At 59.4% G+C, this 25,746-nt stretch carries 29 protein-coding genes; 12 read left to right on the forward strand and 17 right to left on the reverse strand.

Annotation, left to right across the window (positions count from 1 at the left end; genetic code table 11):
• Positions 1-59: 59 nt before the first annotated feature.
• The 3 genes from ACQ4OE_RS24825 to ACQ4OE_RS24835 are packed head-to-tail and all read right to left on the reverse strand — an operon-like array spanning position 60 to position 2,368.
• Complete coding sequence (locus ACQ4OE_RS24825; RefSeq protein WP_122591773.1) at positions 60-623, reverse strand: peptidylprolyl isomerase; 564 nt, start codon at positions 621-623, stop codon at positions 60-62.
• A gap of 3 nt (positions 624-626) precedes the next feature.
• Positions 627-1,430: an alpha/beta fold hydrolase gene (locus tag ACQ4OE_RS24830; protein ID WP_430948236.1), complete on the reverse strand. Its 804-nt coding sequence runs from the start codon at positions 1,428-1,430 to the stop codon at positions 627-629.
• A 14-nt stretch (positions 1,431-1,444) separates the two neighbouring features.
• Positions 1,445-2,368, reverse strand: coding sequence for a LysR family transcriptional regulator (locus ACQ4OE_RS24835; protein ID WP_008086429.1), 924 nt, complete (start codon positions 2,366-2,368; stop codon positions 1,445-1,447).
• Between the two features lie 49 nt (positions 2,369-2,417).
• Here ACQ4OE_RS24835 and ACQ4OE_RS24840 point away from each other — a divergent pair, with 49 nt between their 5' ends.
• The 3 genes from ACQ4OE_RS24840 to ACQ4OE_RS24850 all read left to right on the forward strand — a co-directional run bounded on the left by ACQ4OE_RS24840 (position 2,418) and on the right by ACQ4OE_RS24850 (position 4,696).
• Entirely contained in the window at positions 2,418-2,732 is a 315-nt protein-coding gene (locus tag ACQ4OE_RS24840) for a 3-phosphoglycerate kinase (RefSeq protein WP_430948237.1), read from the forward strand.
• A gap of 169 nt (positions 2,733-2,901) precedes the next feature.
• The gene (locus tag ACQ4OE_RS24845) at positions 2,902-3,501 is read left to right on the forward strand and encodes an FMN-dependent NADH-azoreductase (RefSeq protein ID WP_430948238.1); all 600 of its coding nucleotides are present in this window, start codon (positions 2,902-2,904) and stop codon (positions 3,499-3,501) included.
• A gap of 328 nt (positions 3,502-3,829) precedes the next feature.
• Positions 3,830-4,696 (forward strand): carboxylate/amino acid/amine transporter, encoded by an 867-nt coding sequence (locus ACQ4OE_RS24850; RefSeq protein WP_430948239.1) that lies wholly within the window; start codon positions 3,830-3,832, stop codon positions 4,694-4,696.
• A gap of 106 nt (positions 4,697-4,802) precedes the next feature.
• Here the strand turns inward: ACQ4OE_RS24850 and ACQ4OE_RS24855 are convergent, their stop codons facing one another.
• Complete coding sequence (locus ACQ4OE_RS24855; protein WP_430948240.1) at positions 4,803-6,101, reverse strand: mechanosensitive ion channel family protein; 1,299 nt, start codon at positions 6,099-6,101, stop codon at positions 4,803-4,805.
• Positions 6,102-6,292: 191 nt separating this feature from the next.
• Between ACQ4OE_RS24855 and ACQ4OE_RS24860 the strand changes: the two genes are divergently transcribed.
• Positions 6,293-7,633: a DEAD/DEAH box helicase gene (locus ACQ4OE_RS24860; protein ID WP_007914470.1), complete on the forward strand. Its 1,341-nt coding sequence runs from the start codon at positions 6,293-6,295 to the stop codon at positions 7,631-7,633.
• Positions 7,634-7,722: 89 nt separating this feature from the next.
• Here ACQ4OE_RS24860 and ACQ4OE_RS24865 read toward each other — a convergent pair whose 3' ends face one another.
• Both ACQ4OE_RS24865 and ACQ4OE_RS24870 read right to left on the reverse strand, forming a co-directional pair.
• Positions 7,723-7,998 (reverse strand): hypothetical protein, encoded by a 276-nt coding sequence (locus ACQ4OE_RS24865; RefSeq protein WP_430948241.1) that lies wholly within the window; start codon positions 7,996-7,998, stop codon positions 7,723-7,725.
• 169 nt (positions 7,999-8,167) lie between these two features.
• Positions 8,168-8,902 carry a DUF899 domain-containing protein gene (locus ACQ4OE_RS24870; RefSeq protein ID WP_430948242.1) on the reverse strand — a complete coding sequence of 245 codons (735 nt, stop codon included), beginning with the start codon at positions 8,900-8,902 and terminating at the stop codon, positions 8,168-8,170.
• Between the two features lie 174 nt (positions 8,903-9,076).
• Here ACQ4OE_RS24870 and ACQ4OE_RS24875 point away from each other — a divergent pair, with 174 nt between their 5' ends.
• Complete coding sequence (locus ACQ4OE_RS24875) at positions 9,077-9,469, forward strand: transcriptional regulator (RefSeq protein WP_160056648.1); 393 nt, start codon at positions 9,077-9,079, stop codon at positions 9,467-9,469.
• A gap of 130 nt (positions 9,470-9,599) precedes the next feature.
• Here ACQ4OE_RS24875 and ACQ4OE_RS24880 read toward each other — a convergent pair whose 3' ends face one another.
• From ACQ4OE_RS24880 to ACQ4OE_RS24890, 3 genes are all read right to left on the reverse strand, one after another.
• On the reverse strand, positions 9,600-10,469 hold the full coding sequence (locus ACQ4OE_RS24880) for a DUF6279 family lipoprotein (RefSeq protein WP_430948243.1): 870 nt from the start codon (positions 10,467-10,469) through the stop codon (positions 9,600-9,602).
• 77 nt (positions 10,470-10,546) lie between these two features.
• Positions 10,547-11,263 (reverse strand): TorF family putative porin, encoded by a 717-nt coding sequence (locus tag ACQ4OE_RS24885; protein ID WP_122591792.1) that lies wholly within the window; start codon positions 11,261-11,263, stop codon positions 10,547-10,549.
• Positions 11,264-11,468: 205 nt separating this feature from the next.
• Complete coding sequence (locus ACQ4OE_RS24890; protein ID WP_016985943.1) at positions 11,469-11,657, reverse strand: hypothetical protein; 189 nt, start codon at positions 11,655-11,657, stop codon at positions 11,469-11,471.
• A 339-nt stretch (positions 11,658-11,996) separates the two neighbouring features.
• Here ACQ4OE_RS24890 and ACQ4OE_RS24895 point away from each other — a divergent pair, with 339 nt between their 5' ends.
• From ACQ4OE_RS24895 to ACQ4OE_RS24905, 3 genes are all read left to right on the forward strand, one after another.
• A complete protein-coding gene (locus ACQ4OE_RS24895; protein ID WP_122591794.1) occupies positions 11,997-12,833 on the forward strand; it encodes a CvfB family protein in 837 nt (278 codons plus the stop codon).
• Positions 12,834-12,878: 45 nt separating this feature from the next.
• On the forward strand, positions 12,879-13,277 hold the full coding sequence (locus ACQ4OE_RS24900; RefSeq protein WP_122591796.1) for a DUF2177 family protein: 399 nt from the start codon (positions 12,879-12,881) through the stop codon (positions 13,275-13,277).
• A 246-nt stretch (positions 13,278-13,523) separates the two neighbouring features.
• Positions 13,524-14,456 (forward strand): DMT family transporter, encoded by a 933-nt coding sequence (locus ACQ4OE_RS24905; protein WP_430948244.1) that lies wholly within the window; start codon positions 13,524-13,526, stop codon positions 14,454-14,456.
• Here ACQ4OE_RS24905 and ACQ4OE_RS24910 read toward each other — a convergent pair.
• The gene (locus tag ACQ4OE_RS24910) at positions 14,401-15,582 is read right to left on the reverse strand and encodes an MFS transporter (RefSeq protein WP_430948245.1); all 1,182 of its coding nucleotides are present in this window, start codon (positions 15,580-15,582) and stop codon (positions 14,401-14,403) included. The genes ACQ4OE_RS24905 and ACQ4OE_RS24910 overlap by 56 nt on opposite strands.
• Before the next feature lie 104 nt (positions 15,583-15,686).
• On the opposite strand from ACQ4OE_RS24910, the gene ptrR reads away from it, so the two are divergent.
• Together ptrR and ACQ4OE_RS24920 are read left to right on the forward strand one after the other, a co-directional pair.
• On the forward strand, positions 15,687-16,580 hold the full coding sequence (ptrR, locus tag ACQ4OE_RS24915; protein WP_122591801.1) for a putrescine utilization regulator PtrR: 894 nt from the start codon (positions 15,687-15,689) through the stop codon (positions 16,578-16,580).
• A gap of 142 nt (positions 16,581-16,722) precedes the next feature.
• Positions 16,723-16,851: a PA1414 family protein gene (locus ACQ4OE_RS24920; RefSeq protein ID WP_003198971.1), complete on the forward strand. Its 129-nt coding sequence runs from the start codon at positions 16,723-16,725 to the stop codon at positions 16,849-16,851.
• A gap of 89 nt (positions 16,852-16,940) precedes the next feature.
• Here ACQ4OE_RS24920 and ACQ4OE_RS24925 read toward each other — a convergent pair whose 3' ends face one another.
• The 6 genes from ACQ4OE_RS24925 to speB all read right to left on the reverse strand — a co-directional run bounded on the left by ACQ4OE_RS24925 (position 16,941) and on the right by speB (position 22,464).
• On the reverse strand, positions 16,941-17,189 hold the full coding sequence (locus tag ACQ4OE_RS24925; RefSeq protein WP_430948246.1) for an acyl carrier protein: 249 nt from the start codon (positions 17,187-17,189) through the stop codon (positions 16,941-16,943).
• 43 nt (positions 17,190-17,232) lie between these two features.
• The gene (locus tag ACQ4OE_RS24930; RefSeq protein WP_430948247.1) at positions 17,233-17,958 is read right to left on the reverse strand and encodes an MBL fold metallo-hydrolase; all 726 of its coding nucleotides are present in this window, start codon (positions 17,956-17,958) and stop codon (positions 17,233-17,235) included.
• An 85-nt stretch (positions 17,959-18,043) separates the two neighbouring features.
• Positions 18,044-19,423 carry a sodium:solute symporter gene (locus ACQ4OE_RS24935; protein WP_430948248.1) on the reverse strand — a complete coding sequence of 460 codons (1,380 nt, stop codon included), beginning with the start codon at positions 19,421-19,423 and terminating at the stop codon, positions 18,044-18,046.
• 98 nt (positions 19,424-19,521) lie between these two features.
• Positions 19,522-21,024 carry a purine-cytosine permease family protein gene (locus ACQ4OE_RS24940; protein ID WP_430948249.1) on the reverse strand — a complete coding sequence of 501 codons (1,503 nt, stop codon included), beginning with the start codon at positions 21,022-21,024 and terminating at the stop codon, positions 19,522-19,524.
• Between the two features lie 56 nt (positions 21,025-21,080).
• The gene (locus ACQ4OE_RS24945; RefSeq protein WP_430948250.1) at positions 21,081-21,503 is read right to left on the reverse strand and encodes a YybH family protein; all 423 of its coding nucleotides are present in this window, start codon (positions 21,501-21,503) and stop codon (positions 21,081-21,083) included.
• A 10-nt stretch (positions 21,504-21,513) separates the two neighbouring features.
• Positions 21,514-22,464 carry an agmatinase gene (speB, locus tag ACQ4OE_RS24950; RefSeq protein WP_039761035.1) on the reverse strand — a complete coding sequence of 317 codons (951 nt, stop codon included), beginning with the start codon at positions 22,462-22,464 and terminating at the stop codon, positions 21,514-21,516.
• Positions 22,465-22,755: 291 nt separating this feature from the next.
• Between speB and ACQ4OE_RS24955 the strand changes: the two genes are divergently transcribed.
• The gene (locus ACQ4OE_RS24955; RefSeq protein ID WP_007956593.1) at positions 22,756-23,649 is read left to right on the forward strand and encodes a LysR family transcriptional regulator; all 894 of its coding nucleotides are present in this window, start codon (positions 22,756-22,758) and stop codon (positions 23,647-23,649) included.
• Between the two features lie 19 nt (positions 23,650-23,668).
• Entirely contained in the window at positions 23,669-24,265 is a 597-nt protein-coding gene (locus ACQ4OE_RS24960) for a tRNA-uridine aminocarboxypropyltransferase (RefSeq protein ID WP_430948251.1), read from the forward strand.
• 114 nt (positions 24,266-24,379) lie between these two features.
• Here the strand turns inward: ACQ4OE_RS24960 and ACQ4OE_RS24965 are convergent, their stop codons facing one another.
• Positions 24,380-25,741 (reverse strand): HlyD family type I secretion periplasmic adaptor subunit, encoded by a 1,362-nt coding sequence (locus ACQ4OE_RS24965; protein WP_430948252.1) that lies wholly within the window; start codon positions 25,739-25,741, stop codon positions 24,380-24,382.
• Positions 25,742-25,746 lie beyond the last annotated feature (5 nt).

Raw genomic sequence — 25,746 nt, forward strand, 5'->3', positions numbered from 1 at the left:
TTTTATCGGTGTGAGCGGCGTGAGTTTGAATTCACGCCGCTCCGAGCGCCCTGTACAGCTTAGTCGATGACTTTGGCCGACTTGATGATCACAGGGTCGACAGGCACGTTTTGCATGCCGCTTTTGGTGGTGGTTTGCGAGTTGACGATGACATCGACCACGTCCATGCCTTTGACCACTTTGGCGAACACCGCGTAACCGGCGTCACGGCCCGGGTCGAGGAACGCATTGTCAGCCACGTTGATGAAGAACTGGCTGGTGGCCGAATTCGGATTGGAGGTGCGCGCCATCGACAAGGTGCCGCGAACGTTGTGCAGGCCATTGCTGGCTTCGTTTTTGATCGGTTCCTTGGTGTCTTTCTGTTGCATTTGTTGGGTGAAGCCGCCGCCCTGAACCATGAAGCCCGGGATCACACGGTGGAAAATGGTGTTGGTGTAGAAGCCGCTGTTGACGTAATCGAGAAAGTTTTTGGTACTGATCGGCGCCTTGACCGGGTCCAGTTCGATTTCGATCTGGCCGTTGGTGGTGTCCAGCAGCACGTGCGGTGCTTTGACCGGCGTGGCAGCCATCAGGTTGGCGGCGAACAGCACAGTACCAGCGGCGAGGGCGAGTTTTTTCAGCATGGGTCAGTGATCCTGAGATTGAATATCGGCTGCGGCGAGAAACTCCAGCAGCGTTTGGTTGAAACGCTCGGGTTGATCGAGCGGTGTGGCGTGGCGCGAATCGGTGATCACCACCAACCGCGCATCAGGCAGCAGTTTTACATAGGTTTCTTTCAGCGCGACCGGTGTGTAGTCACGGTCGGCTGTGACGATGAGGGTTGGACAGGTTACTCGGGAAAGTCGTTCCTGAACCCCCCAGCCGACAATCGCATCGAAGCTGGCGAGATAAGCACGTTTGTCGTTTTTTGCCCAGCGTTCGGCCATTTTCTGCCGCAGATCGGCCTGGTCAGGTTTGGGGAAAAGTTTGCCGCCGAGGGCCTTGCCAATGGTCGCGAGGCTGAGCACGCGCATCAGGCTCCAGCGTTTGAACCACTGCCAATAATCGTCGCGGCTGCGGAGTTTGACTTCGGGTGCGCTGTTAACGATGGTCAGGCTTTTCAGCAGCTGCGGCTGATCGACGCCGAACTGGAAACCGATCATCCCGCCCATCGACAGCCCGACGTAGTGCACCGGGCCGAGGTTCAAATGCTCGACCAGCGCAACCATGTCGGCGCTGAAACCGCCGATGCTATACCGCTCACGGGGTTTGTCCGAGCGACCGTGGCCGCGAACATCCGGGACGATCACCCGATAGTGCGCGGCGAGCGCCGGGATCTGCATTTCCCAGTCCAGCGTGCTCGAGCCGAGCCCGTGAACCAACAGCAACGGCGTGCCGTGGCCATATTCCTCGTAGTGCAGGTTGCAACCATCGTGTTCGAAATAGGCCATCGGTGAACTCCGTGTCAGGCTTGTTCGGGGGCGGCGTACGGCGCATCCAGCGGCAACGTATCGAAGGTGCGCAACAGTTCGATAAGGATTTGCGTGGCCGGGCCCAAGGGTTTGTCCTTGTTCGAATACAGGTAGAAGCTGGAGTTGCGGGTGCCGCCCCTGTCCAACGGTAGCAGCTTGAGCGAGCCATCCTTCAGTTCTCGTTCAATCATGTGCCGGGGCAGCCAGGCAAAACCGAGGCCGCTGCTGACAAAGGTGGCTGCCGTAGCGAGACTGCCCACGGTCCAGCGCTGTTCGGCGCCGAGCCAGCCAACGTCGCGGGGTTGCTGGCGGCCGGAGTCGCGGATGACCACTTGCATCTGGGTTTCCAGATCCTGAAAGCTCAGTTCGCGATTGAGCCGATGCAGCGGGTGATCGGGGTGGGCGACGGCAATGAACTCGACGTCGCTCAATTCCGCACCGAGGTGACCGGGAATGCTCAGGCCGGTGATCGCCAGATCGGCGACGCCTTCGAGCAACACTTCCTCAACCCCCGACAACACTTCTTCGCGCAGACGGACGCGGCAGCCACGGCTTTGCGGCATGAACGCGGTCAACGCGCGGACGATCCGCGCGCTCGGGTACGCCGCATCCACCACCAGTCTTACTTCGGCCTCCCAGCCTTGCTCCATATGGTGAGCGAGGTCTTCCAGTTGACTGGCCTGTTTCACCAGTTGCCGCGAGCGGCGCAGCAATACGCCCCCTGCTTCGGTGAGCACGGCTTTACGCCCGTCGATGCGCAGTAGCGGCACGCCGAGCTGGTCCTGCATGCGCGCGACGGTGTAACTCACCGACGACTGCGAGCGGTGCAAGGCCTCGGCAGCCTGGGCGAATCCGCCATGGTCGACCACGGCTTGCAATGTTCGCCATTGATCCAGGGTCACGCGGGGCGCTTTCATCAATAGCTCCTCTTGTCCTAAGCTGGCGGTCCCTCATGGAGACTGCCGAATGAAAAAATTCTGTTGTGTGGTGCTGGCGCTGCTTCCGCTGACTGCTTTTGCCTACCCGATCGATGTGGAGAAGAATCTCAACGATCTCAAGATCGACTACGAAACCTTCGACACCGATAACGACATCGGCTCGATTCGGGTGGCCAACTACGGTGACGTCGATGCAGTGTGCAAGGCCGTTTTCAGCAATGGCCCCGAGGCGCCACGCACCCGCACCATCGATGTGCCGGCCGGCAAACATACAAACGCCACGGCCAAGTTCACCCGCGAGATCATCAAGCTGCGCATCAAACTGACCTGCACCCCGAAATAACCCGAATCCCATTGTGGGAGCGAGCAGGCTCGCTCCCACAGGGAGGGTAAGTGCATCTAAACGAATTATTCGATGCTTTGCAGCAATTATTTGCGCTTTTTCATCGATTCGACTCTGTTTAACCTTCACTCCATCGACCTACAACATTCTCGGATGGAGGCTACACACCATGTCCCGCGTTCTGATCATCGAAAGCAGTGCCCGCCAGCAAGACTCGGTATCCCGTCAACTGACCCAGACCTTCATCAGTCAGTGGAAAGCGGCGCACCCAGACGATCAGATCACCGTGCGTGACCTCGCCGTGAACCCGGTACCGCACCTGGACAGCAACCTGTTGGGCGGCTGGATGAAACCTGCTGAACAACGCAACGACAGCGAACAGGCGTCGCTGGACCGCTCCAACGCACTGACCGATGAACTGCTTGCCGCCGACGTGCTGGTGATGGCCGCGCCGATGTACAACTTCGCGATTCCGAGCACCCTCAAGGCCTGGCTCGACCACGTGCTGCGTGCCGGCGTGACCTTCAAGTACACCGAAACCGGCCCGCAAGGCCTGCTCAGCGGCAAGCGTGCCTATGTGCTGACCGCTCGCGGCGGCATCTACGCCGGCGGCCCAGCCGATCATCAAGAACCGTACTTGCGTCAGGTCATGGGTTTCATCGGCATCAACGACGTGACGTTCATTCACGCCGAAGGCATGAACCTCGGTGGCGACTTCCAGGAGAAGGGCCTCAACCAGGCGAACGCCAAGCTGTCCCAGGTTGCTTGATATGTTAATCGCCAGATAATCGCCGATTGTTTAAGTGACCTGGCGCAACCCCTTCAAGGCTCTACGCGCATCGAACCTCCCTTTGCACTTGTTGCTCCTGAGTGCTGTAGCCCGATTGAACGCATTAGCGAGATCGGGCTTTTTTTTGCCCACGATTTGATGAACAACAAGAACTCCTTGTGGGAGCGAGCCTGCAGATGGCAGATGCTTGTCTGACACACCGCTTTCGCGAGCAGGCTCGCTCCCACAGGGGCATTTTGTGTTTCTGGCTATTCGCAGTGAGGCCAGAAAACCGCTATCGTCGCCGCCATTCAAATTAGGGGCGAGCATGGGCTATCTACTTTTTGTCACGCTGATCCAGGCGTTTTCCTTCAGTCTGATCGGCGAATACCTCGCTGGTCACGTCGACAGCTACTTCGCCGTGCTGATACGCGTGGTACTGGCCGGAATGGTGTTCATCCCGCTGACCCGCTGGCGCTCGGTCGAACCTTCGTTCATGCGCGGCATGCTGGTGATCGGCGCGTTGCAGTTCGGCGTGACCTACGTCTGCCTGTACCTGAGCTTCCGCGTGCTGACGGTGCCGGAAGTCTTGCTGTTCACCATCCTCACGCCGTTGCACGTGACGTTGATCGAAGACGCGCTGAACCGACGCTTCAACCCGTGGGCACTGATCGCTGCGCTGGTGGCGGTGGGCGGCGCGGCGGTGATCCGTTTCGACAGCATCAGCCCGGACTTCTTCATGGGTTTCCTGCTGCTGCAACTGGCCAACTTCACCTACGCCGCCGGGCAGGTGATGTACAAACATCTGGTGGCCAAGCACCCGAGCGATCTGCCGCATTACCGGCGTTTCGGCTTCTTCTACCTCGGCGCATTGGCCGTGGTGTTGCCGGCATTCCTGATGTTCGGCAAAGCCAACTTCCTGCCGGAAGCGCCGCTGCAGTGGGGCGTGTTGCTGTTTCTCGGTCTGGTTTCGACGGCGCTGGGCATGTACTGGTGGAACAAGGGCGCGTGCATGGTCAACGGCGGCACCTTGGCGGTGATGAACAACCTGCATGTGCCGGTGGGGTTGTTGTTGAATCTGCTGATCTGGAATCAGCATGAGGAATTGGGGCGGTTGTTCCTTGGCGGCAGCGTCATCCTTGCTGCTGTGTGGATTAGCCGGTTGGGCTTCCGAAAAAAACCAGTCACTGCCTAACCCCTGGGGGAGCGAGCCTGCTCGCGAAGGCGCTGGGTCAGATCAGGATGGGTCGACTGACGCATTGCATTCGCGAGCAGGCTCGCTCCCACATTTGATGTTTGGGTTACATCAGGTGTTTCTGCTGTTCGGGAATGCTCGCCGCGCCAAGCACCGCTGGCAGCAACCCCGAACGCAAATCCCCACCACTCGGCTGCTGATACAGGCTCAATCCAAACTCCGGCAGTACCGCCAGCAGATAATCGAAAATATCCCCCTGAATCCGCTCGTAATCGGCCCACACGGTGGTGCGGGTGAAGCAGTAGATCTCCAGTGGAATACCCTGCGCCGTGGTCTGCATCTGGCGGACCATGCAGGTCATGTTCGGCTGAATCTCCGGGTGACTCTTCAGATACGCCAGCGCATAAGCGCGAAAAGTGCCGATGTTGGTCATCCGGCGACGGTTGGCCGACATCGCCGCAACATTGCCCTGGGCCTCGTTCCACGCCTTGAGTTCGGCTTTCTTGCGACTCATGTAGTCGGTGAGCAGGTGCACTTGCGAAAGCTTTTCTTCCTCGTCATCGCGGATGAAACGCACGCCGCTGGCGTCGATGAACAGGCTGCGTTTGATCCGCCGTCCACCGGATTGCTGCATGCCGCGCCAGTTCTTGAACGACTCGGACATCAGGCGCCAGGTCGGGATCGAGACGATGGTTTTATCAAAATTCTGCACCTTGACCGTGTGCAGGGTGATGTCGACCACGTCACCGTCAGCGCCGACTTGCGGCATTTCGATCCAGTCGCCGACCCGCAGCATGTCGTTGCTGGTCAACTGCACGCTGGCGACGAACGACAGCAGGGTGTCCTTGTAGACCAACAGAATCACCGCCGACATCGCACCGAGACCGGAGAGCAGCAACAGCGGCGAGCGGTCGATCAACGTGGCGACGATGATGATCGCGCCGAACACGTACAAGACCATTTTCGCCAGTTGCACGTAGCCCTTGATCGAGCGCGTGCGGGCGTGTTCGGTGCGCGCATAGATGTCGAGCAGGGCGTTGAGCAGGGCGCTGACCGCCAGCAGCAGGAACAGGATGGTGAACGACAACGCCACGTTGCTGAGGAAGGTCATGGCGGTTTTGCTCAGCTCCGGCACCAGATGCAAGCCGAACTGAATCACCAGCGACGGCGTCATCTGCGCCAGACGCTGAAACACTTTATTGTGGCGAAAGTCATTGATCCAGTGCAGCGCCGGTTGGCGACCGAGCATGCGGCTGGCGTGCAGGATCAGATAGCGCGCCACTCGTCCGAGCAACAGCGCGATCACTAGTAACACGGTCAGCGCGAGCCCCGCCTGCAAGAGCGGATGCTGTTCGAGGGTGCCCCAGAGGTCCTGGGCGTTGAGCCAGAGCTGTTTGAAATCCATATGAGCAACGATTCTTCTGTAAGACGCGATGGGCGATTAGAGCATTTAAGACGCCGTGTATTACCGTTGGAGACAAATCGAGCAACAAAAAAGCCACTGATTACGCCCGTTTGTATAAAGAAACTCGGCCTGAGCGCTCGAAACCGGTAACCTATGCAGCTGTTTTTTTGCATATCTTCGAGGTAGCACCCGTGTTTTCCCAATTCGCCCTGCACGAACGCCTGCTTAAAGCTGTGGCCGAGCTGAAATTTGTCGAGCCAACGCCTGTGCAAGCCGCGGCCATTCCGCTGGCGCTCCAAGGGCGTGATTTGCGGGTGACTGCGCAAACCGGTAGCGGCAAAACCGCCGCTTTCGTTCTGCCGATCCTCAATCGCCTGATCGGCCCGGCCAAGGTTCGCGTCAGCATCAAGACGCTGATCCTGCTGCCGACCCGCGAGCTGGCCCAGCAGACGTTGAAAGAAGTTGAACGCTTTTCGCAGTTCACCTTCATCAAATCCGGCCTGATCACCGGCGGTGAAGACTTCAAGGTCCAGGCCGCAATGCTGCGCAAAGTGCCGGACATCCTCATCGGCACCCCGGGCCGGATGATCGAGCAACTCAATGCCGGCAACCTCGACCTGAAAGAAGTCGAAGTGCTGGTGCTCGATGAAGCCGACCGCATGCTCGACATGGGCTTCGCCGAAGACGTCCAGCGTCTGGTCGACGAATGCCCGAACCGTCAGCAGACCATGCTGTTCTCCGCCACCACTGGCGGTTCCGGCCTGCGCGACATGATCGGCAAAGTGCTGAACAACCCTGAGCACCTGCAGCTCAACGCGGTCAGCCAGCTGAACTCGACCACCCGTCAGCAAATCATCACCGCCGACCACAATCAGCACAAAGAGCAGATTGTGAACTGGCTGCTGGCCAACGAGACCTATCAGAAGGCCATCGTCTTCACCAACACCCGTGCCATGGCCGACCGCATCTACGGCCGCCTCGTGGCTCAGGAATACAAAGCGTTCGTGCTGCACGGCGAGAAAGACCAGAAGGATCGCAAACTGGCGATCGACCGTCTGAAGCAGGGCGGCGTGAAGATCCTCGTGGCCACCGACGTTGCAGCCCGTGGTCTGGACGTGGATGGTCTGGATCTGGTGATCAACTTCGACATGCCACGCAGCGGCGACGAATACGTGCACCGCATTGGTCGTACTGGCCGCGCCGGTAACGACGGTCTGGCGATCTCGCTGATCTGCCACGGCGACTGGAACCTGATGTCGAGCATCGAGCGCTACCTGAAGCAGAGCTTCGAGCGCCGCACGATCAAGGAAGTCAAAGGCACCTACGGCGGACCGAAAAAGGTCAAGGCCTCGGGCAAAGCCGTTGGCGTGAAGAAGAAAAAGACCGACGCCAAGGGCGACAAGAAGAAAACCGCCGCCAAGACGCCGACCAAGCGCAAGAGCGCCAACCGTCCGAAGCCGGATTCGTTGGTGAGCAGCGATGGCATGGCGCCGCTGAAACGTCGCAAGCCGGCAGAGCCAGCGGCTGAATAAGTCTTTTCAGACGCGCAGAAAAAACCCGGACAGTGTCCGGGTTTTTTTTCGTCCGTTGGCAGGAATTGCCCAAGGCTGCGATCTTCGCTTCAGCCTTCGGTCTTCTTCTCCGCCGCATTCAGCTCTTTCAAGCGCTGGTCAATCAGCTGGCACTTGTCCGGCAAATCCTTGCTGGCCGTGCCCAGATCCATCTTCTGCAACTCGGCATTGATCTCTTTGGCCTTGGCCGGATTCTGCTCGGTGAGCTTCGTGACTTCTTTGGCCAGTTGTTCGCGTTTGGCAGTCGCCTCTTCAGGTGTGCAGGCCCAGACGGGCAGGGCGCAAGCGAGGGTGGCGGCGAGGGTAATCTTGATCAGGGTTTTCATCGGGGCAGGCCTCAGTTCCGGTTAAGGCATTTAATGGGTTGAGGCCATCTGGCAGGAAAAAGTTCAGAAACTGTGGGCGCGAGCTTGTTCGCGACAGCGTCGTGTCAGGCATCATCAATAGTGAATGAGCTGCCGCCTTCGCGAGCAGGCTCGCTCCCACAAAAAACGCTCAGTTGCCGTGGCAGCAACTGGATTTTGTGGTTCCCTCATAGCGGTCATGATGCCGAACCCACTCCATGATCTCGTCTTCATTGCGGCCCTTGGGCGTCAGGTCGAGGTAGTTGTAGGCGCCGACCAGCATGTCGAGGCCGCGGGCATAGGTTGAATACGTGTGGAAAATGTCGCCGTTCGCATCCCGGTAAAACACGCTCAGCCCGGGCATTTCTTCCTCGGCGCTGTCGGTTTTTTCGTAATTGTACGTAGCCTTTCCCGCTGCGACGTCTTCCGCCCGCGCGCAGACGCCGAAGTCATAGTTGAAATCGCAGCCTTCTGACGACACCCAGTCAAACCTCCAGCCCATCCGCTGTTTAAATTGTTGAAACTCGTTGAAGGGCGCGTGAGAAACAGCCACCACGGCTATGTCGTGATGAGCCAGATGCTGGTTGGCGCCATCAATGTGGTCGCTGAGAAAAGAGCAACCCTGGCAGCCTTCCTCCCAGTCTTTGGCAAACATGAAGTGGTAAACGATCAACTGGCTGTGTTGACCGAACAGGTCGGCCAGCTTCAGTGCTCCGCTCGGGCCTTGAAAGTGGTAGTCCTTGTCGACCTTAACCCAGGGCAATGCCCGACGTGCGGCGCTGAGACGGTCGCGTTCTCTGGTAAAGGCTTTTTCGTCGGCAAGATGCTGTGTGCGGGCGGCGAGCCATTCTTCGTGCGATACCACCGGATGATTCTCAACGTTCATGATGATGCCTCCTGCGGGGTTGAAGCGGCTGTTTCAGGTTAGTCGTTTAACCTTGGGGGAAATCGACAGACCGTCGGTCGGGCGCTGCGCAAGATGAGGCTGAACGGCTGCGTGCCGCTCCGGTCACAACCTATGAACGCGTCATAAATCACGCGCACCGGAGGTTGTATCAGGATGACGACTTATAACTGGGATTTGATTGAACGTTTGCTGCACGAAGTGCAGAACAGCGCCGGCCACAGCTTCGCCCCTCGCGCCTACGCCGAAGATTACGCAGCGGAGAAGGCGAGCGCAGGCGAACCGATCGAGAACCTCGATCACCTGAAAACCCTGGCCTGCGATTATGAAAGGTTGCTGCTATTGCGCGGCTACATCGCGCCGCGTCCTGATGAAGAAGGCAGCACGGGGAATAATTTTGTGCTGACGCCGCGCGGTTCAAGCCTGCTCAGCCTGATCGACAGCAGCATTCCCGGTAATGACCATCCGCGTCAGGTGCTGGATGAGCAGGACGATGCGCTGGCGGAAGCCACTTTTGACGAAGTCGCGTCAAAAGCCCAGATCGCCTGAGTTCAAACACACACACACACACGCATGTGGGAGCGAGCCTGCTCGCGAATACGGTCTGTCAGTGATATTTGAACTCACTGATGCACCGCTTTCGCGAGCAGGCTCGCTCCCACATGGCTCTTCGTTTTGTTCAAGGTTTTTGCGCGGCCTTCAGGCACTTGAGGTCGTTGAAGTCTTTACGCACACCTTCAATCTTTTTCAACAACCGCTGACGCTGTTGCGGGGTGCTTTCAGCCATCAGGTCCACCGCCAGCGAGCGTGCCTGCGCCTCGGTGCTGGCGTAAGCCTTGCGGTAATCCGCTGTCCATAAACTCTCGCGATTGACCAGAAGCGTCTCGATTCTTTGTGGGAATTCGGGACTTTTGCGTTGCGCTACGGCAGCACTGAATTGCTTCTGCCAATGGGCGCGATTGGCGATCCATTGGGTGTATTGATCGCCGAGGGCGGTCGACCACGCCATGACCCGCTGCTCTTGCGTGGCGCTCAAGGGGCCGAGCCAGTCGTTCAGGCGTTTCAACATGCGCGCGCTACGCTCGGCAATTTGCTGGTCCAGCGGTGGCTTCAAGTATTCCTGCTGGCGCTTGCGCAGATCCTTGGCGAACGCGTCATTCATTTCCGCCACTTGCTTGTCATCCAGACCTTGCAATAACTCGATGGCCGAAGGGGTGATTTCCTTCGCCGTTGCAGCGATGGCCTGCTTGGCTTCCTCAGTCCGCGCCTGCAACGCAGCATCGCTGACCTGATTGGTTTCGACCATGGTCTGGAGGCGATCCAGCCAGTCCAGATAGCCCGGCAATTGCGTGGTGCAGTGCCAGTTCAGGTGGTCCTTGAGGCGTTCGTTGAACCAGTCTTTTTGCTCGCCGTTCATGTCCAGGTAGTCGCCTAGCGTCCATGGAATGATCACGTCGAGGTTGCGATAAGCCAGGCCGACGCGGCTGCAGGCGCCGAGGGCGAGGGTGAAAATCAACAGTGCGGCAATGTGTTTGAACCAGCGAGACATGGGCGAATCCTTGCGTTGGCCTGGCTTCGAAAGTCTGATTCTTATGTGATGCAGGAAGCGCGCAGCAGTTCAGCCGATCAATAGAACGCGCGTTCGGCCTTGAGGGTGACGAGGCCGTCGCACTCGCTGTTATGCCCGGAATAGGCCGAGCAATCGCTGCCGCTGAGGCTGGAGTTGCTGTAGATCAGGTCCAGATCGACGCCCATGAACGGCCGGGACAACTTCACCGACCAATCCGTAAAACTGCTGACGTAGCCGCCATCCACTGCCACCGGCGTGTTCAATTGGTGCGTGGTGTATTTCATGCTGACACCGATGCCGAACGGCTGATTGCCGCCGAGGTCGGCAAACAGCGTGTTGTTCTGTTTATCCGGGTCGTTGCTCAAGGCCACGCCGAAACGGCTGCCGAGCAGGGTGAGGCCACCGAACAGCTCCTGGCTGTCGAGGGTGTCCACTTTCGGGTAGCTGTAATGGATCATCCCGACTTCGTAGCCGAGGATTTGGTCGAAGGGTTGTTTGAAGCCGACGTAGGAGTCGATTTCGAGATTCTTGCCAGGCGTGATGCCCATGCTCGGCGCGTATTGGCCGACGTACAGGCCGCTATCGTGGCTCAGGTCGAGCCCGCCATGGAAGGAGCCGGCGGCCGACGGTTTGACCAGGCCCTGAGCCATGCTGCGGCTGGGGGTGGTGCCGAGTTTGAGATCGAAGTCACCCAGTTCACGCTGGAAAACCTGCGCGTGCGCGGTCGTGCCTGCGAACAGGCCTACGAGCAATAAACAGGAAGATGGGCGCATGCGTCACTCCATGAACGGCGAGCGCAGGGCGGCGGGCCTGCTGAAACGCTTGATCTAGACGCGTGCAAGGATACCGGCGAATGATCGGCATTGATGGCCGTTCGTCGATTTAGAATTTTTTTGTTTAAAACGCGGAGGGGGAGTGCGGTGCCAGTCCAGACGCTTCGAAGCTCAAAGCGCCTCTGGACGGGGGTAAAACCGGGTGTTACTTCTTGCCCAGGCTGATCTGCTTGGACGGGCCGAACGTCTGGCCACTGACGCCTTTGGCAATTTGCTGGATCTCGCCGCCGGACTTGAGGAACGCTGCGATCTGATCGTTGATCGATTCGCTGGTTTCAACGGCTGGAGCTGGCTTTGCTTTGCTGGTGGATGCTTTTACACGCATGGCGGCCATTAACCTGTAGAAAAGTAACTCGGCCAGGCATCGTACAGGAATAACTTGACAATTGCTTGGTAAATATCCCCGGGAATAACCAACCGCTGTGCTGCATTATTATCGATTCAATAGTCGAAATACTTGGCTAACCTGCTGTTTTAAATAAGAACATTAATGAATTCTGACGGTGTAGCCATCTGCCGCAACCGCACTCAGCCGACTGACGGGCGGCAACCTTCAGCGCGCCGATCGAGGAAAATCAAGGATTAGCGCAGAATTCCCGAGAACCGCCGATCTACCGTCCAACGGCTGCGACAAAACGGGTAGAATGCCGCCCACGCAATGAGGGTTCTGGAAATGGCTTTAGTCGGGCGTTACAACAGTTTGCAAGTGGTTAAACACACTAACTTCGGTTTATATCTGGATGGCGGCGCTGACGGCGAGATTCTTTTGCCCAACCGTTATATCCCTAAAGATATTCCCAGCGAAGATGAAGACTGGCTCAACGTATTTGTATATCTGGACAGCGAAGACAAACTTCTCGCTACCACTGAAAAACCAAAAGTTCAGGTCGGCGAATTTGCCAGCCTGAAAGTTGTTGAAGTCAACAGCATCGGCGTGTTCCTCGATTGGGGGCTGCCGAAAGATCTGTTGCTGCCGTATTCCGAAGAAAAACGGCAGATGACCGCCGGCGAATACTGCGTGGTGCACGTTTATCTCGATAAACACACACGGCGCATCACAGCGACTGCGCGTCTGGATCGCTACCTCGACAAGACCCCGGCCAACTACAGCCAAGGCCAGGAAGTCGACCTGCTGGTGGCTGAAGCCACTGACATGGGCTTCAAGGCGATCATCAACAACAAGCACTGGGGCCTGATCCACAAGAATGAAATCTTCAAGTTCATGCGTGCCGGCATGATCGAGAAGGGCTATATCAAGGAAGTGCGTGCCGACGGCAAAATCGCCCTGAGCCTGCAACCGGTTGGTCAGGAAGCGGCCAGCAGCCTTAACTCGAAGATCCTCGCCAAGTTGCGCGACAACAGCGGCACTTTGCCGGTCAGCGACAAGAGCGACCCGGCGCTGATCAGCAGCCTGTTCGGCGTCAGCAAGGGCAACTTCAAGAAGGCCATCGGTGCGCTGTACAAGGAAGGCAAGATCGTCATTCACGCTGATCGCATTGAACTAACCTGAGTCTTGCGTGGCCCATCTAGCATGGGCACACATGAGGTCGGTTCAATGAAAAAATCGCTGATGGCTTACGTCGCGACGCTGGTGATGTTTCTTTTGCTCGACGGCCTCTGGCTCGGCCTGCTGATGGCGCCGACCTATCGCGAACTGCTCGGTTCGCTGATGCTGGAAAAACCGCTGCTGGTCCCTGCAGCGGTTTTTTATTGCCTGTATGTTTTTGGTTGCGTGATGTTTGTGGTGCTGCCTGCAGCGACCTGGCAATGGGCGGCCAAGCGCGGCGCGCTGTTGGGGCTGGTGGCGTATGGCACGTACGACCTGACCAATTGGGCGACGTTGCGCGGGTGGTCGGCGCAAGTGTCGTTGATGGATTGGGCGTGGGGGACGTTTGCCACGGCGGTGGCTTGTACCGTCGGGTTTTTGCTCGCGAGGCGGTTTGGCAAGGTCTGACCCGAAATGCAGGTAAGCAATGCCGGCCTCTTCGCGAGCAGGCTCGCTCCCACAGGGGAACGCATTCCAAAGTGGGAGTAAGCCTGCTCGCGAATGGCGCAGCCGCCAGCCATTCACCTCTGCCGCCACTGAATCACTAAATGTCTCTTCCAGACGCCTTTTTCCCGCCCGACTGATTGATAATCCTCAGCACTGTTTTCTGACCATTGGATGGCCTGCCATGTTGTGTGTGTTCGAGGTTTTGCGGTGAGTGTCGAGCGGCGCAATGCCGACCGTTTTGCCCTGCAAGTGATGATCGGCCTGTGCCTGATCTGGGGCGTGCAGCAAGTGATGATCAAGTGGGCCGCGGCGGACATCGCGCCAGTGATGCAAGCGGCGGGGCGGTCGGGCATTTCCGCGTTGCTCGTAGCACTGCTGATCTGCTGGAAGGGCGGCTGGGATCAGGTCGGCAGCACCTGGCGCGGTGGCTTGCTGGCCGGTGCGCTGTTCGGTTTGGAGTTTTTCTTCATTGCCGAAGGTTTGCAGCTGACCACCGCCGCGCACATGTCGGTGTTCCTCTACACCGCGCCGATCTTCACTGCATTGGGCGTGCACTTCCTGCTGGCCAGCGAACGCTTGCGACCGTTGCAATGGCTGGGGATTCTTCTGGCGTTTGTCGGCATCGCAATTGCCTTCGCCGGCGGCGTGTCGTGGGACAACCTCGACCGGCGCATGCTGCTCGGCGATGCCTTCGGCGTATTGGCCGGCGCCTGTTGGGGCGCGACCACCGTGGTGGTGCGTGCCTCGCGCTTGTCGGAAGCGCCGGTGACGCTGACCCTGTTCTACCAACTGATTGTCGGCTTCGTCGGCCTGCTGTTGATCGCGCTGTTCAGCGGCCAGATCACTCACGTCAGCCTGACCACCGTGGCCGTGGCCAGCGTGCTGTTTCAGGGCTTGGTGGTGTCGTTCTTCAGTTACCTGATCTGGTTCTGGCTGCTGCGCCGTTACCTGGCGGCCAATCTGGCGGTGTTCTCGTTCATGACGCCGTTGTTCGGTGTCACCTTCGGCGTGTTGCTGCTGGGCGAAGAGCTCAGCGTCAACTTTGTGATCGGCGCCGTGCTGGTGTTGCTCGGCATCACCTTTGTCAGCGCCGAACAGTGGCTGCGCAGGCGTTTGCGCAAAGCGCTGGGCCAACGCTAGTCGATTTCATTGCCAGGCCGCCGGCGATCAGCAACCCGCTGCCGGCGATCACCAAGGCCGGTTGCAGGCCGCCGCTGAAATGGCTGCTCAGCGCGGCCAATAACGGGCCGCTGAGCTGGCCGACGGCAAAGCAAGCGGTCAGCAGGCCGGCATTGCGCTGCGTGGCATGGGGCGCGATGTCCCGCGAACGCTGCATGACTAATTGCATGCACGCGAGGAACGGCGTGCCACACAGGATCACCCCCAGCGCCAAGCCCAGGCCGCTACTCAGCAGGCAGGCGAACACCCCGGCCGCTTGTAGCCATAACGTTGCCATCAACCAATGTCGGGTTGTCGCGGGATCGTGACGGCGCAGGCTCACCAGCAACACGCCGAGCGCGGCGGCCAAACCGAAACATGGCCAGAACAGATCGGCCTGCCATTGCCCGTGAAACTGCGCATTGGCCATTTGCGAAAGGAATGTCGCGGGGATGATGTAGCCCACGCCGTACAGCGCATAGATCACAGCCAGACGCCCGATACCGCGATTCGACGCATTGACCTGAGCCGGGGCAATCGACGCGGCGGCGGTGGGTTGCGGCAAAACGCGCCAGACCCCGAGCATCATCACCAGCGCCGCCGCGGCATAAATCAGCCAAAGCGTTGCTGACGTCTGCTGCAGCAGATGTGAGACCAGCGCCAACAACCCCGTCAGAAAAATCCCCAGACCCGGCCCGGCAAATACCAGCGCGCCCAAACGCGGACGACCCGCTGCCGCCGCCAGTGGTTGGCTCAACGAAGTGATCATCACCAGCACCCAGGCGCTCGCGACTCCGGTGCCGAAGCGCAGTACCAAGTGCGACCAGAACCCATTGGCCCAGAACGACGCCAGCGTCAGCAACACGCACAACCACAAGCCGCCATGCAGGCGCCGCTGCACCTGCTGCGGGCGATGGGCGAACATCGCATCCACCGCGCCGAGCAGATAACCGAGGTAGTTGGCCGCCGCAATCAGACCGGCGGCGGTCAGGTCGAACTGGCCTTCGCTGAGCAGGTGCGGCATTTGTGGAGTGAGGGCGAAACGCCCGATGCCCATGGCCATCATCAAGGCAACGAAGCAGGCGGATAAGCGAATCAGAGGCGACATGGTCGGAGTTCCTTGGGGACATCAATGACCGTCAGGCTAGGACTGATTGACTTTCTTTAAAATTGAATAATAGTGAGTAACTTGTTCTGTTCTGGAGAATGCTTGTGGAGTTCAGCCAACTGCGGATCTTTCAGGCCGTGGCCGAGGAAGGTTCAATTACCCGGGCCGCCGAACGCCTGCACCGGGTGCCCTCCAATCTGTCGACGCGGCTTAAACAGCTTGAAGAGCAACTGGGCGTAGAGCTTTTCGTCCGTGAGCGTCAGCGTTTGCAGTTGTCGCCTGCAGGAAAAGTCCTGCTGGACTACACCGGCAAACTGTTCGCGTTGCGTGATCAGGCCAGTGCGGCAGTGATGGGCGGGCAACCGGCGGGGGATTTTGTCCTCGGTACGATGTACAGCACGGCGGCGATCCATTTGCCGGCGTTGCTGGCGCGTTATCACAAGCAATACCCGGCGGTGAACCTGCAGGTGCAATCGGCGCCGAGTGGCGAGTTGCTTGAAGGTTTGCTCACTGGCCGACTCGATGCGGCGCTGGTCGATGGCCCGCTGGAGCTGGCCGGACTGGATGGCGTGCCGTTGTGCGAAGAGCGTTTGGTGCTGATCACCGAAACCGACCATCCGCCCGTGCACAGTGCCAAAGATGTCGAAGGACGCTCAGTGTTTACCTTTCGCCGCGGTTGTTCTTATCGGATGCGCCTGGAAGCCTGGTTTTCGCATTACCACGCGACGATGGGGCGAGCGATCGAGATCGAGTCGTATCAAGGCATGCTCGCCTGCGTGATTGCTGGCAGCGGCGTGGCATTGATGTCTGAGTCGATGCTTGCCAGCCTGCCGGGTCGCGAAAGCGTCGCCGCGCACTTTTTGGCCGAACCATTCGTGGGTGCGACAACGTGGCTCATGTGGCGCAAAGGCATGGTCGGCGCCAACCTCAATGCCTGGGTCGAGGTGCAGCAGGCTGTCTATCCTGCGGCTCAGATCGAAACCCGAGAAACAGCCTGAACCAATGGCGGCGAACTCTGTTCAATTCAGTAACAGATCATTGCGGATTTGGCCGAGCATTGCGTAGGACTTCGGACTATTATCAGTGCGAAGCGGCCTCAGAATTCCGGCCGCTCAGCACCACCCTGAAGGGGGCATGACGATGAAAGAGAAAATTCAAAACTGGCTTCACGACTTGGGTGTAGCCCTCGGCTTGATCGAACCGCCTATGCAGCCTGTCCCGATCCGCACCGATGACGAGCAGCGCCGCCGTCAGCCACGCCGGCGGTAAGTGCCTCTTTAAGGGTCAAGAGATCGCAGCCTTTGGCAGCTCCTACACGAATCAATGTAGGAGCTGCCGAACGCTGCGATCTTTTGCTTTCAGTGCCGGCCAATCTCAAGCAAAAACCGGCTCAAGTCATTCGCGGTCTTCGCTGTCTTGAGCATGCGATCTTCTTCGGCGGTGAATGCCGTCAGTCCGAATTCATCTTCCAGATGAAAGATCAAATCCTCGATATCGGCTTTTTCCAAACCCAATTGCACCAGGCTGGTGTGTTCATTGAAGTCACGGTTTTCCAGCAGACGCCGGATGAACCGATGCACGGCGGCACGCACGGCAGCTCTTCTCATGGCAGAAATGTCTGATTGTTGTTTGGCTTGAGTGAAGCAGGCCTCACGCGTGCCTGCGCAGCCATTCGTCAATCATCGAACGCAAATGCGCACCGGCAAAACTGCCGAAGTGCCCGCCATGTACCGTGCGCACGGGCAGGGCGTGCAGACGCCGCAGACTCGTGGCGTAATCCCGCAGATTCGAATGGTAGGCGTCCTCGATCAGCGGCCCGTCGTAAATGATGTCACCGCTGAACAGGGTTTCAGTCGCCGCCTCATACAGGCTGATGCCGCCCGGCGAATGCCCGGGTGTGTGCAGCACTTGCAGTGTGCGATTGCCCAGATCGAGCACATCGCCGTCCTCGACAAACCCCGTGGCCGGCGCGGCTTTGACCCGGTATTCGGCGTAGCACAACGGGCAGTCCGGGTGCGCCTCGAACATGTCATCGCCGACAAAGGCTCGGCTCAAATCATTCTCGCCATCGGGTGCCGCAAGAATGTCCGCCTCGGCCGGCTGCACCAGCCGTTCAGCAAATTCATGATGCCCGGCGATGTGGTCGAAATGGCAGTGACTGGCCACCGCCACCAATGGCCGCTCGGTGATCCAGGGCAACTGCTCGCGCAGGCTGACCAGCCCTGAACCGCTATCGAGCAACAGGTCTTTGTCGCGGCCCTGAATATGCCACAGGTTGCAGCGGTAGAACGGTCGAATGTAGGGCTCATGAATCAGCCGAACTCCATGACCGAAACTCTGCACTTCAAACCACTGATCGCGCGAAACGATCTTCATAAGCACTTTTCTCCAGACGAAAAAAACGGGTGTGGCAACCGACGCCACACCCGTCGAAGAAAGCATCAAGTCGTTACATCAGAGCTTAGATCGCACTCGCCACGGTTGCCGGACGAGGAGAAACCAGGCTGACCACCACAAAACTCACCAGACCCACGGCCAGGCTGTAGTAGATCGGCGTGTTCGCATCCAGACCGTCCTTGAACATGAACAGCAGCGCCGTGGCGAAACCCAGGCCCATGCTGGCGATGGCGCCGGCAGTGGTCGCGCGTTTCCAGAAGATCGCACCGATCAGCGGGATCAGCATGCCGCCCACCAACAGGTTGTAGGCGAGGGTCAGGGCGCTGATCACATCGTTCACCACCAGTGCGATACCCAGCACGACAATACCGGTGAGCAGGGTGAACAAACGGTTGATCGCCAGGCTCGACTGTTTGCCGCCACGCAGTTTCGGCAGCAGGTCTTCGGTGATGGTGGTGGCAGCGGCGAGCAGGCCGGCACTGGCGGTGGACATCATCGCGGCCAGTGCAGCAGCGATCACCAGACCACGGATGCCGTCCGGCAGCGACAGTTTGACGATGGCGGCGAAGGCGTTGTTGACGTTGTCCAGATCCGGGATCAGCACGTGTGCAGCCATGCCGATCAGCGCGCAGGCCAGACCGTAGACGATGCAGTAGATGCCGGCGATGCTGCCGGCGTATTGCGCGACTTTGGCGGTCTTGACGGTGAACACCCGTTGCCAGATGTCCTGACCGATCAGGATGCCGAAGAAGTAGATCATGAAGTAGGTGATGATCGTGTCCCAGCCGATGGTGGTGAAGCTGAAGGCAGTCGCCGGCAGTTTCAGCACCAGTTCGTCCCAACCGCCAACGCGGTACAGGCAGATCGGCAACAGGATGAACATCAGGCCCACGGTCTTGATGATGAACTGGACGATGTCAGTCAGGGTCAGCGACCACATGCCGCCAATCGCCGAGTAGATCACCACGACGCCACCACCGACGAGTACCGAAGCCCAGAATGGCAGGTCAAACAGCACTTGCAGCACGGTGCCGATGGCGAGGATCGAGGTCACGCCGATCATCAGTGCGTAGGCGAGCATGATCGCCGCGCTCGCCGAGCGGGCCATCGGGTTGTAGCGCTTTTCCAGCACTTGGGTAACGGTGTAGATCTTCAGTTTCAGCAGCGGTTTGGCGAGGAACAGGTTCAGCGCAACGATGCCGCAACCCAGTGCCGCGCACAGCCAGAAACCGGAGATGCCGTGCACGTAACCCAGACGCACGGTGCCGACGGTGGACGCCCCACCGAGCACGGTCGCGGCCATGGTGCCCATGTACAGGCTTGGGCCGAGGTTGCGACCGGCGACGAGAAAGTCCTCGTTGGTCTTGGCCTTGCGCATGCCGAAGTAGCCGAGCAAGAGCATGCCGGCGGCGTAGATGAGGACGACGAATAAATCCAAAGCCATGATGGCGTGTCTCCGATTGTCTTTTTTATGGTGAAACAAATTTGGTTCGGTGTGGCTGCCCTTTGTGGGAGCAAGCTCGCTCCCACAGGGGATCTGCGTCAGGCGGCTTGGCGCAGTTCAGGTTTTTCCACGATTTGGCTGCGCGCATCCTTCGGGCCGAACACTTCGCGCGGTTCCGGGAACAGGCTCAGCAGCGTGAGGTACACCACCGAAGCGAGGCCCAGGGTCACCGGTAAACTGATGTCGATGCCGCCGGCCATTTCACCCAGCGGGCCAACGAACTGCCCCGGCAAATTGACGAAGCACAAACCCACCGCCGCGCTTGGGATCCATGCGCCCAGACCGCGCCAGTTCCAGCCGTGGCTGAACCAGTAGCGTCCGCCCTGTTCGCCGCGCGTGAACACTTGCAGGTCATCCGGGCAGTAGAAGCCGCGACGCACTAACAGGCCGATGATCATGATCACCATCCATGGCGTGGTGCAGGTGATGATCAGCACGGCGAAGGTCGACACGCTCTGCACCAGATTCGCCGCAAAGCGCCCGATGAAGATGAAGGCAATCGACAGCACGCCGATCAGCAGCGTCGCTTTCACGCGCGACAGCACTCGCGGAAACACGCTGGACATGTCCAGCCCGGTGCCATACAGCGACGTGGTGCCGGTGGACATGCCGCCGATCACTGCAATCAGGCACACCGGCAGGAAGAACCAGCTCGGCGACACCGCCAGCAAACCACCGACATAGTTGTTCGCCGCGATGTAGTCCGGCGCCTTGATCGCGACGATGGTCGCGGTGCTCAGGCCGAACAGGAACGGGATGAACGTGGCGATCTGCGACAGCACCACCGCAGCCATGATGCGTTGCTTGGAGGTGTGACGCGGGATGTAGCGCGACCAGTCGCCGAGGAACGCACCGAAGGAAATCGGGTTGCTCATCGCGACCAATGCAGCGCCGATGAACGCGGCCCAGAAGCCCGGCTGACCGAGGCTCACAGTGCCCGCGTAATGCGCGTCGAAAGGACCGGCGAAGGCGAAGATGCCCAGCAGGAATAACAGGCTGGCGCTCCACACCGCGATCTTGTTCACCCACAGCAAAAAGCGGAAGCCGTAGATGCACACGGTCAGCACCAGGATAGCGAACAGACCGTAAGCGAGGCCCAGGGTCAGGTCGGTTTCCGGCAGACCGATCAGGCGTTTTGCACCCCCGATCAGCGCATCCCCCGAACTCCACACCGAGAGCGAGAAAAACGCGATAGCGGTCAACAGCGACAGGAACGAACCGACGATGCGCCCGTGCACGCCGAAGTGCGCACCGGACGACACGGCATTGTTGGTGCCGTTGAGCGGGCCGAACAGGCCCATCGGTGCGAGGATCAGCGAGCCGAGCAGCACGCCCAGCACAATCGCCCAGACGCCGGCCTGAAAAGACAGACCGAACAGCACCGGGAAACTGCCGAGCACGGCGGTGGCAAAGGTATTCGAACCGCCGAAGATCATCCGGAACAAGTCCGTCGGGCCAGCGGTGCGTTCGTGGTCCGGGATCTGTTCGACCCCGTGGGTTTCAATCTGCGTAAGGCTCTGGTCGTTGTTGTTGTTATTCATGATCTGCTCCGATCATAAAGGCGCGCCTCATCGTGCGTGAGGCGTCACCTGTTTGGCTAAGGGGATGGCAGCCCTTCCGGCATTGCGGACAAATGTTCGTGGCAGGCCAGCCAAAGGCCTTGTTGTTCTAGGCTCGACGCTTGTTTCTTGAAAACAATCGTCTCGCGCTCCTGGCTGAAATGTTGCTCCCCTTGCATGCGCAGCTCGGTGGCCACGTCATGGATGAAAATCGCCACGTCACCTTGCAGGCTGACGAAGGCGTTGCTCGACGTGCACGAGAGCACTTCGAAGCCATCCTCTGCGCGCCAGTTGTCCCACAAGGCCTGATAGGCATCGCGCGACAGCAGCGGCTGTTCGAGGGTGTAGAAGACGAAACTTGCGTCGGCGCTGAACGCACCGAAATAAGCTTCGCGATCGTTACGGGCAAAGGCAGCCACCAGATCGGCGGCCGCTTGCAAAACCTGATCACGTTCGTTCATGACCCGACCCTCAGCGATGGACCACGCCGGGCAGTACGCAGAGCATTTCGTACAGCAGGTTGGCGGCCAGCAGCGAGGTGTTGCCGGTGGTGTCATAAGCGGGCGAGACTTCTACCAGATCGCAACCGATCAGGTCGAGGCCTTGGCAGCCGCGAATGATTTCAATCGCCTGAATGGTCGTCAGACCACCGATTTCCGGGGTGCCGGTGCCAGGCGCCCAGGCCGGGTCGATACCATCGATGTCGAAGCTCAGGTACACCGGGCCACCGCCGACTTTCTCGCGTACTTCGGCCATGAGTGGCGCCAGCGACTTGTGCCAGCACTCTTCGGCTTGAACGACGCGGAAGCCCTGATCGCGGCTCCAGTTGAAGTCGTCAGCGGTGTAACCCTGCGCTCGCAGACCAATCTGTACAACGCGATCGCAATCCAGCAAACCTTCTTCGACGGCGCGACGGAAGGTGGTGCCGTGGGCGATCTTCTCGCCGAACATGTGATCGTTGACGTCAGCGTGGGCATCGATGTGCACCAGACCGACCTTGCCATGCTTTTTGTGAATCGCACGCAGGATCGGCAGGGTGATGGTGTGGTCGCCACCCAGGGTCATCGGAATGACGTTGTGCTCGAGGATGTTGTCGTAGGCTTCTTCGATGATGCGCACGGCGTCGAGCAGGTTGAAGGTGTTGATCGCCACGTCACCGATGTCGGCGACCGACAGCGAGTCGAACGGCGCAGCGCCGGTGGCCATGTTGTACGGGCGGATCATCACCGATTCGGTGCGAATGTCGCGTGGCCCGAAGCGGGTGCCGGGGCGCAGCGAAGTACCGATGTCCAGTGGCACGCCTACGAAGGCAGCGTCCAGGCCGGCAGCGGTCGGTACATGGGGGAGTCGGAGCATGGTGGCGATGCCGCCGAAGCGCGGCATTTCGTTGCCGCCCAGTGGTTGGTGAAGAATCTTGTCCACGGGTAAGGCCTCATCGTCTTTGTTTTATTTATGTCGGCGCGCCGTTCAGCAAGGGTTCGGACGCCGCTGTGGGGCCGATGATGCGAAATGTAGTGCGGCGAAAGAATCGCTACGGGCAAAAACTTAGTTCAGATTTTTCTAAACTAATGCCAGACTCCCCACCTGCTCGTTCCCATGCTCCGCGTGGGAATGCATCTACGGACGCTCCGCGTCCAGCCGTACTCGCAGGTGACGCAGAGCGTCACGGGCTGCATTCCCACGCAGAGCGTGGGGACGATCCTTGGAGCAGACATGGCCAACGCTTTACCCGACCTGAAACTGTTGCGCATCTTCGTCAGCGTCGTGCGCCATCAGGGTTTCGCCAACGCGCAGCAGGAACTCAACCTGTCGACCTCGGCGATCAGCACCTACATGAGCCAGCTCGAAGCCGCGCTCGGCCTGGTGCTGTGCCATCGCGGGCGCGGCGGGTTCAGCCTGACGAGCAAGGGCGAGCTGTTCCATCAGGAAACCCTGCGCCTGCTCGCCGAACTCGAAGGTTTCGAGCAGTACGCCGCCGCGCTCAAGGGCGAATTGCGCGGCACGCTCAACCTCGGCGTGATCGATTCCACGGTGAGCGACAAGGCCTTGCCGTTCGCCGAAGCCATCGGCGCTTACAGCCAGGAACACCCGGCGGTGCATTTGCATTTGTCGGTGATGAGCCCGTATGAACTGCAATTGGGCGTGCAGGACAACCGTCTCGATCTGGCCATCGGCGCGTTTTCCACGCGCATGAGCGGTCTGGTCTACATGCCGCTGTATCGCGAGCAGCACTGGTTGTATTGCAGCAGCCGTCATCCGTTGTTCAACGAGCGGCGGATTCCCGAGCAGGTCATCACCCAGCAACGCATGGTCGGACGCGGTTACTGGAGTCAGGCGGAACTGGCCCGGCACGGTTTCAAACACAGCGCCGCGACCGTGGAAAGTATGGAAGCGCAGCTGATTCTGGTGCTGTCCGGCGCCTACATCGGTTACTTGCCGGAGCACTACGCCCAGGCGTGGGCCGACAAGGGCGATCTGCGGGTGTTGTTGCCAGCGACCTTCGGTTACCAGGCGCCGTTTTCGATGATCATGCGCCGGGGCCGCAGCCGCGAGCCGTTGATTCAGACCTTCCGTGATTTGCTCAAAGCACAGCTCAATCAGGCTTAGCTTGTAGGGAAAAATAAGCATGTCGAGAATTCAATGCCCGCGCTGCCTGCGTCCCCAAACCCATTGCCTGTGCCCGCTGATCCCGAGCCTCGACAGCCGCACGCGGGTGCTGCTGTTGCAGCATCCGAGCGAGGTCAATCATGCGTTGAATACGGCGCGCTTGGCGGCGTTGGGGTTGAGCAATGCCGAGCTGATTGTCGGTGAAGTGTTCGAGGATTTGCCGACGTTGTTGAACCGGCCGGGTTATCAGGCGCGGCTGTTGTTTCCCGCTGACGATGCGCAGCCGATGCAGGCTTACGCTGAATCCGATGAACCGTTGTTGCTGGTGGTGCCGGACGGTACGTGGCGCAAGGCGCGCAAGATGCTGCACCTCAATCCATTGCTGGCGGCGTTGCCACGGGTGACGCTGGCCGAGGGCGGCGTGTCGCGCTATCGCTTGCGCAAGGCACCCGGGCCGGGGGCGTTGTCGACGATTGAGGCGATTGTGCAGGCGTTGCAGACGCTGGAAGCGCCGACATCATTTGAACCGTTGCTCAAGCCGTTCGAAGCGTTGATCGAAGGGCAGATTGCGGCAATGGGGGAGGAGACCTTTCAGCGTAACCATGGGGATAGATGATCGTTCCCACGCTCTGCGTGGGAATGCATCCAGTGACGCTCTGCGTCACAGTCGCGAAGGGACGCGGAGCGTCCCGGGCGGCATTCCCACGCGGAGCGTGGGAACGATCATTCGCTACCGCTCGCGCATCGCCTCGGTTCTGGCCTTCAGCACCGGTTTCAGCAGGTAGTCCAAGACACTCTTCTCCCCGGTAATAATGTCCACTGTCGCCACCATCCCCGGAATGATCAGCAACGGTTTCACATCCCCGCCCAAGTGGTTTTTATCGGTGCGCACCTGAATCAGGTAGAAGCTGTTGCCCTTGTCATCGGTAATCGTATCCGCACCGATCAACTCAAGCTTGGCGCTCAGCCCGCCATAAATCGTGTAGTCGTAGGCACTGAATTTGACCATGGCTTTCTGGCCAGGATGCAGAAACGCCACGTCCTGCGGTCGCACCTTGGCCTCGATCAACAGGTTGTCTTCCAGCGGGACGATTTCGACCATGTCGCTGCCCGGCTGGACCACGCCGCCGATGGTGTTGACCTTCAACTGCTTGATCACCCCGTGCACCGGCGAGGTCACGGTGGTGCGGGTGACGCGGTCGTCGATGGCGATGCTGGTCGCGGTGATTTTCGACAGGTCGGTGCGTTTCTCATTCAGCTCTTTCGCGGCCTCGGAGCGGAAGGTTTGTTCCGACTCATCGATCTTGCTGCGGATCTCGGCAATCGCCGATTCGGCGCGGGGAATGGCCAGCGTCGTCGCGTTCAGCGAGCCACGAATTTCTACCGCACTGCGTTTCAGCCTGAGGATTTCCACCGGCGATACAGCACCGGTTTTCACCAGCGGTTCGGACATGTTCATCTCTTGCTGCAGCAGCGCCAGGCTGGAACTGAACTGGCCCTGCTTGGAGCGAAACTCCGCCAGCTCCTGAGTCTTCTGCCGCAGTTGTTCGCTCAACGTGCGCTGTTCACTGGCCAAGCGCCGTTGACGTTGTTCGTACAGCGAGCGCTCGTCTTCGGCGACCTGTGGCGCCTTGGCGATCACCTCGGCGGACAGCTTGAACGGCCGACCTTCGGCCTCCGCCGACAGCCGTTCGACCTGCGCCGTCAGCGCATAACGATCGGCCTCGCTTTCACCTTTGTTCGAGCGAAAACGCGTGTCATCCAGGCGCAGCAGCGTATCGCCCTTATTCACCATCTGCCCTTCACGGAAAAAAATCTCGGTGACGATGCCGCCCTCAAGGTTCTGGATCACCTGAATCTTGCTCGACGGAATCGCCTTGCCTTCGCCCATGGTCACTTCTTCGAGCACGGCGAACTTGGCCCAGACCACTGCGCTGATCAGCAGGCCTGCCGCCAGCCACACGGTGATCCGCGACCAGCGCGGGGAATCCTGCAATGACGCACCGGCAGTTTCCGGCATGAATTCGGCTTCGGCGCTTTTGCCGAAGCTGTCGAAGTAGCCGCGTGATTTGCTATCGGAGGAAGCAGACATGGGGC

The organism is Pseudomonas sp. WC2, from assembly GCF_050586545.1.
GTDB lineage: Bacteria > Pseudomonadota > Gammaproteobacteria > Pseudomonadales > Pseudomonadaceae > Aquipseudomonas.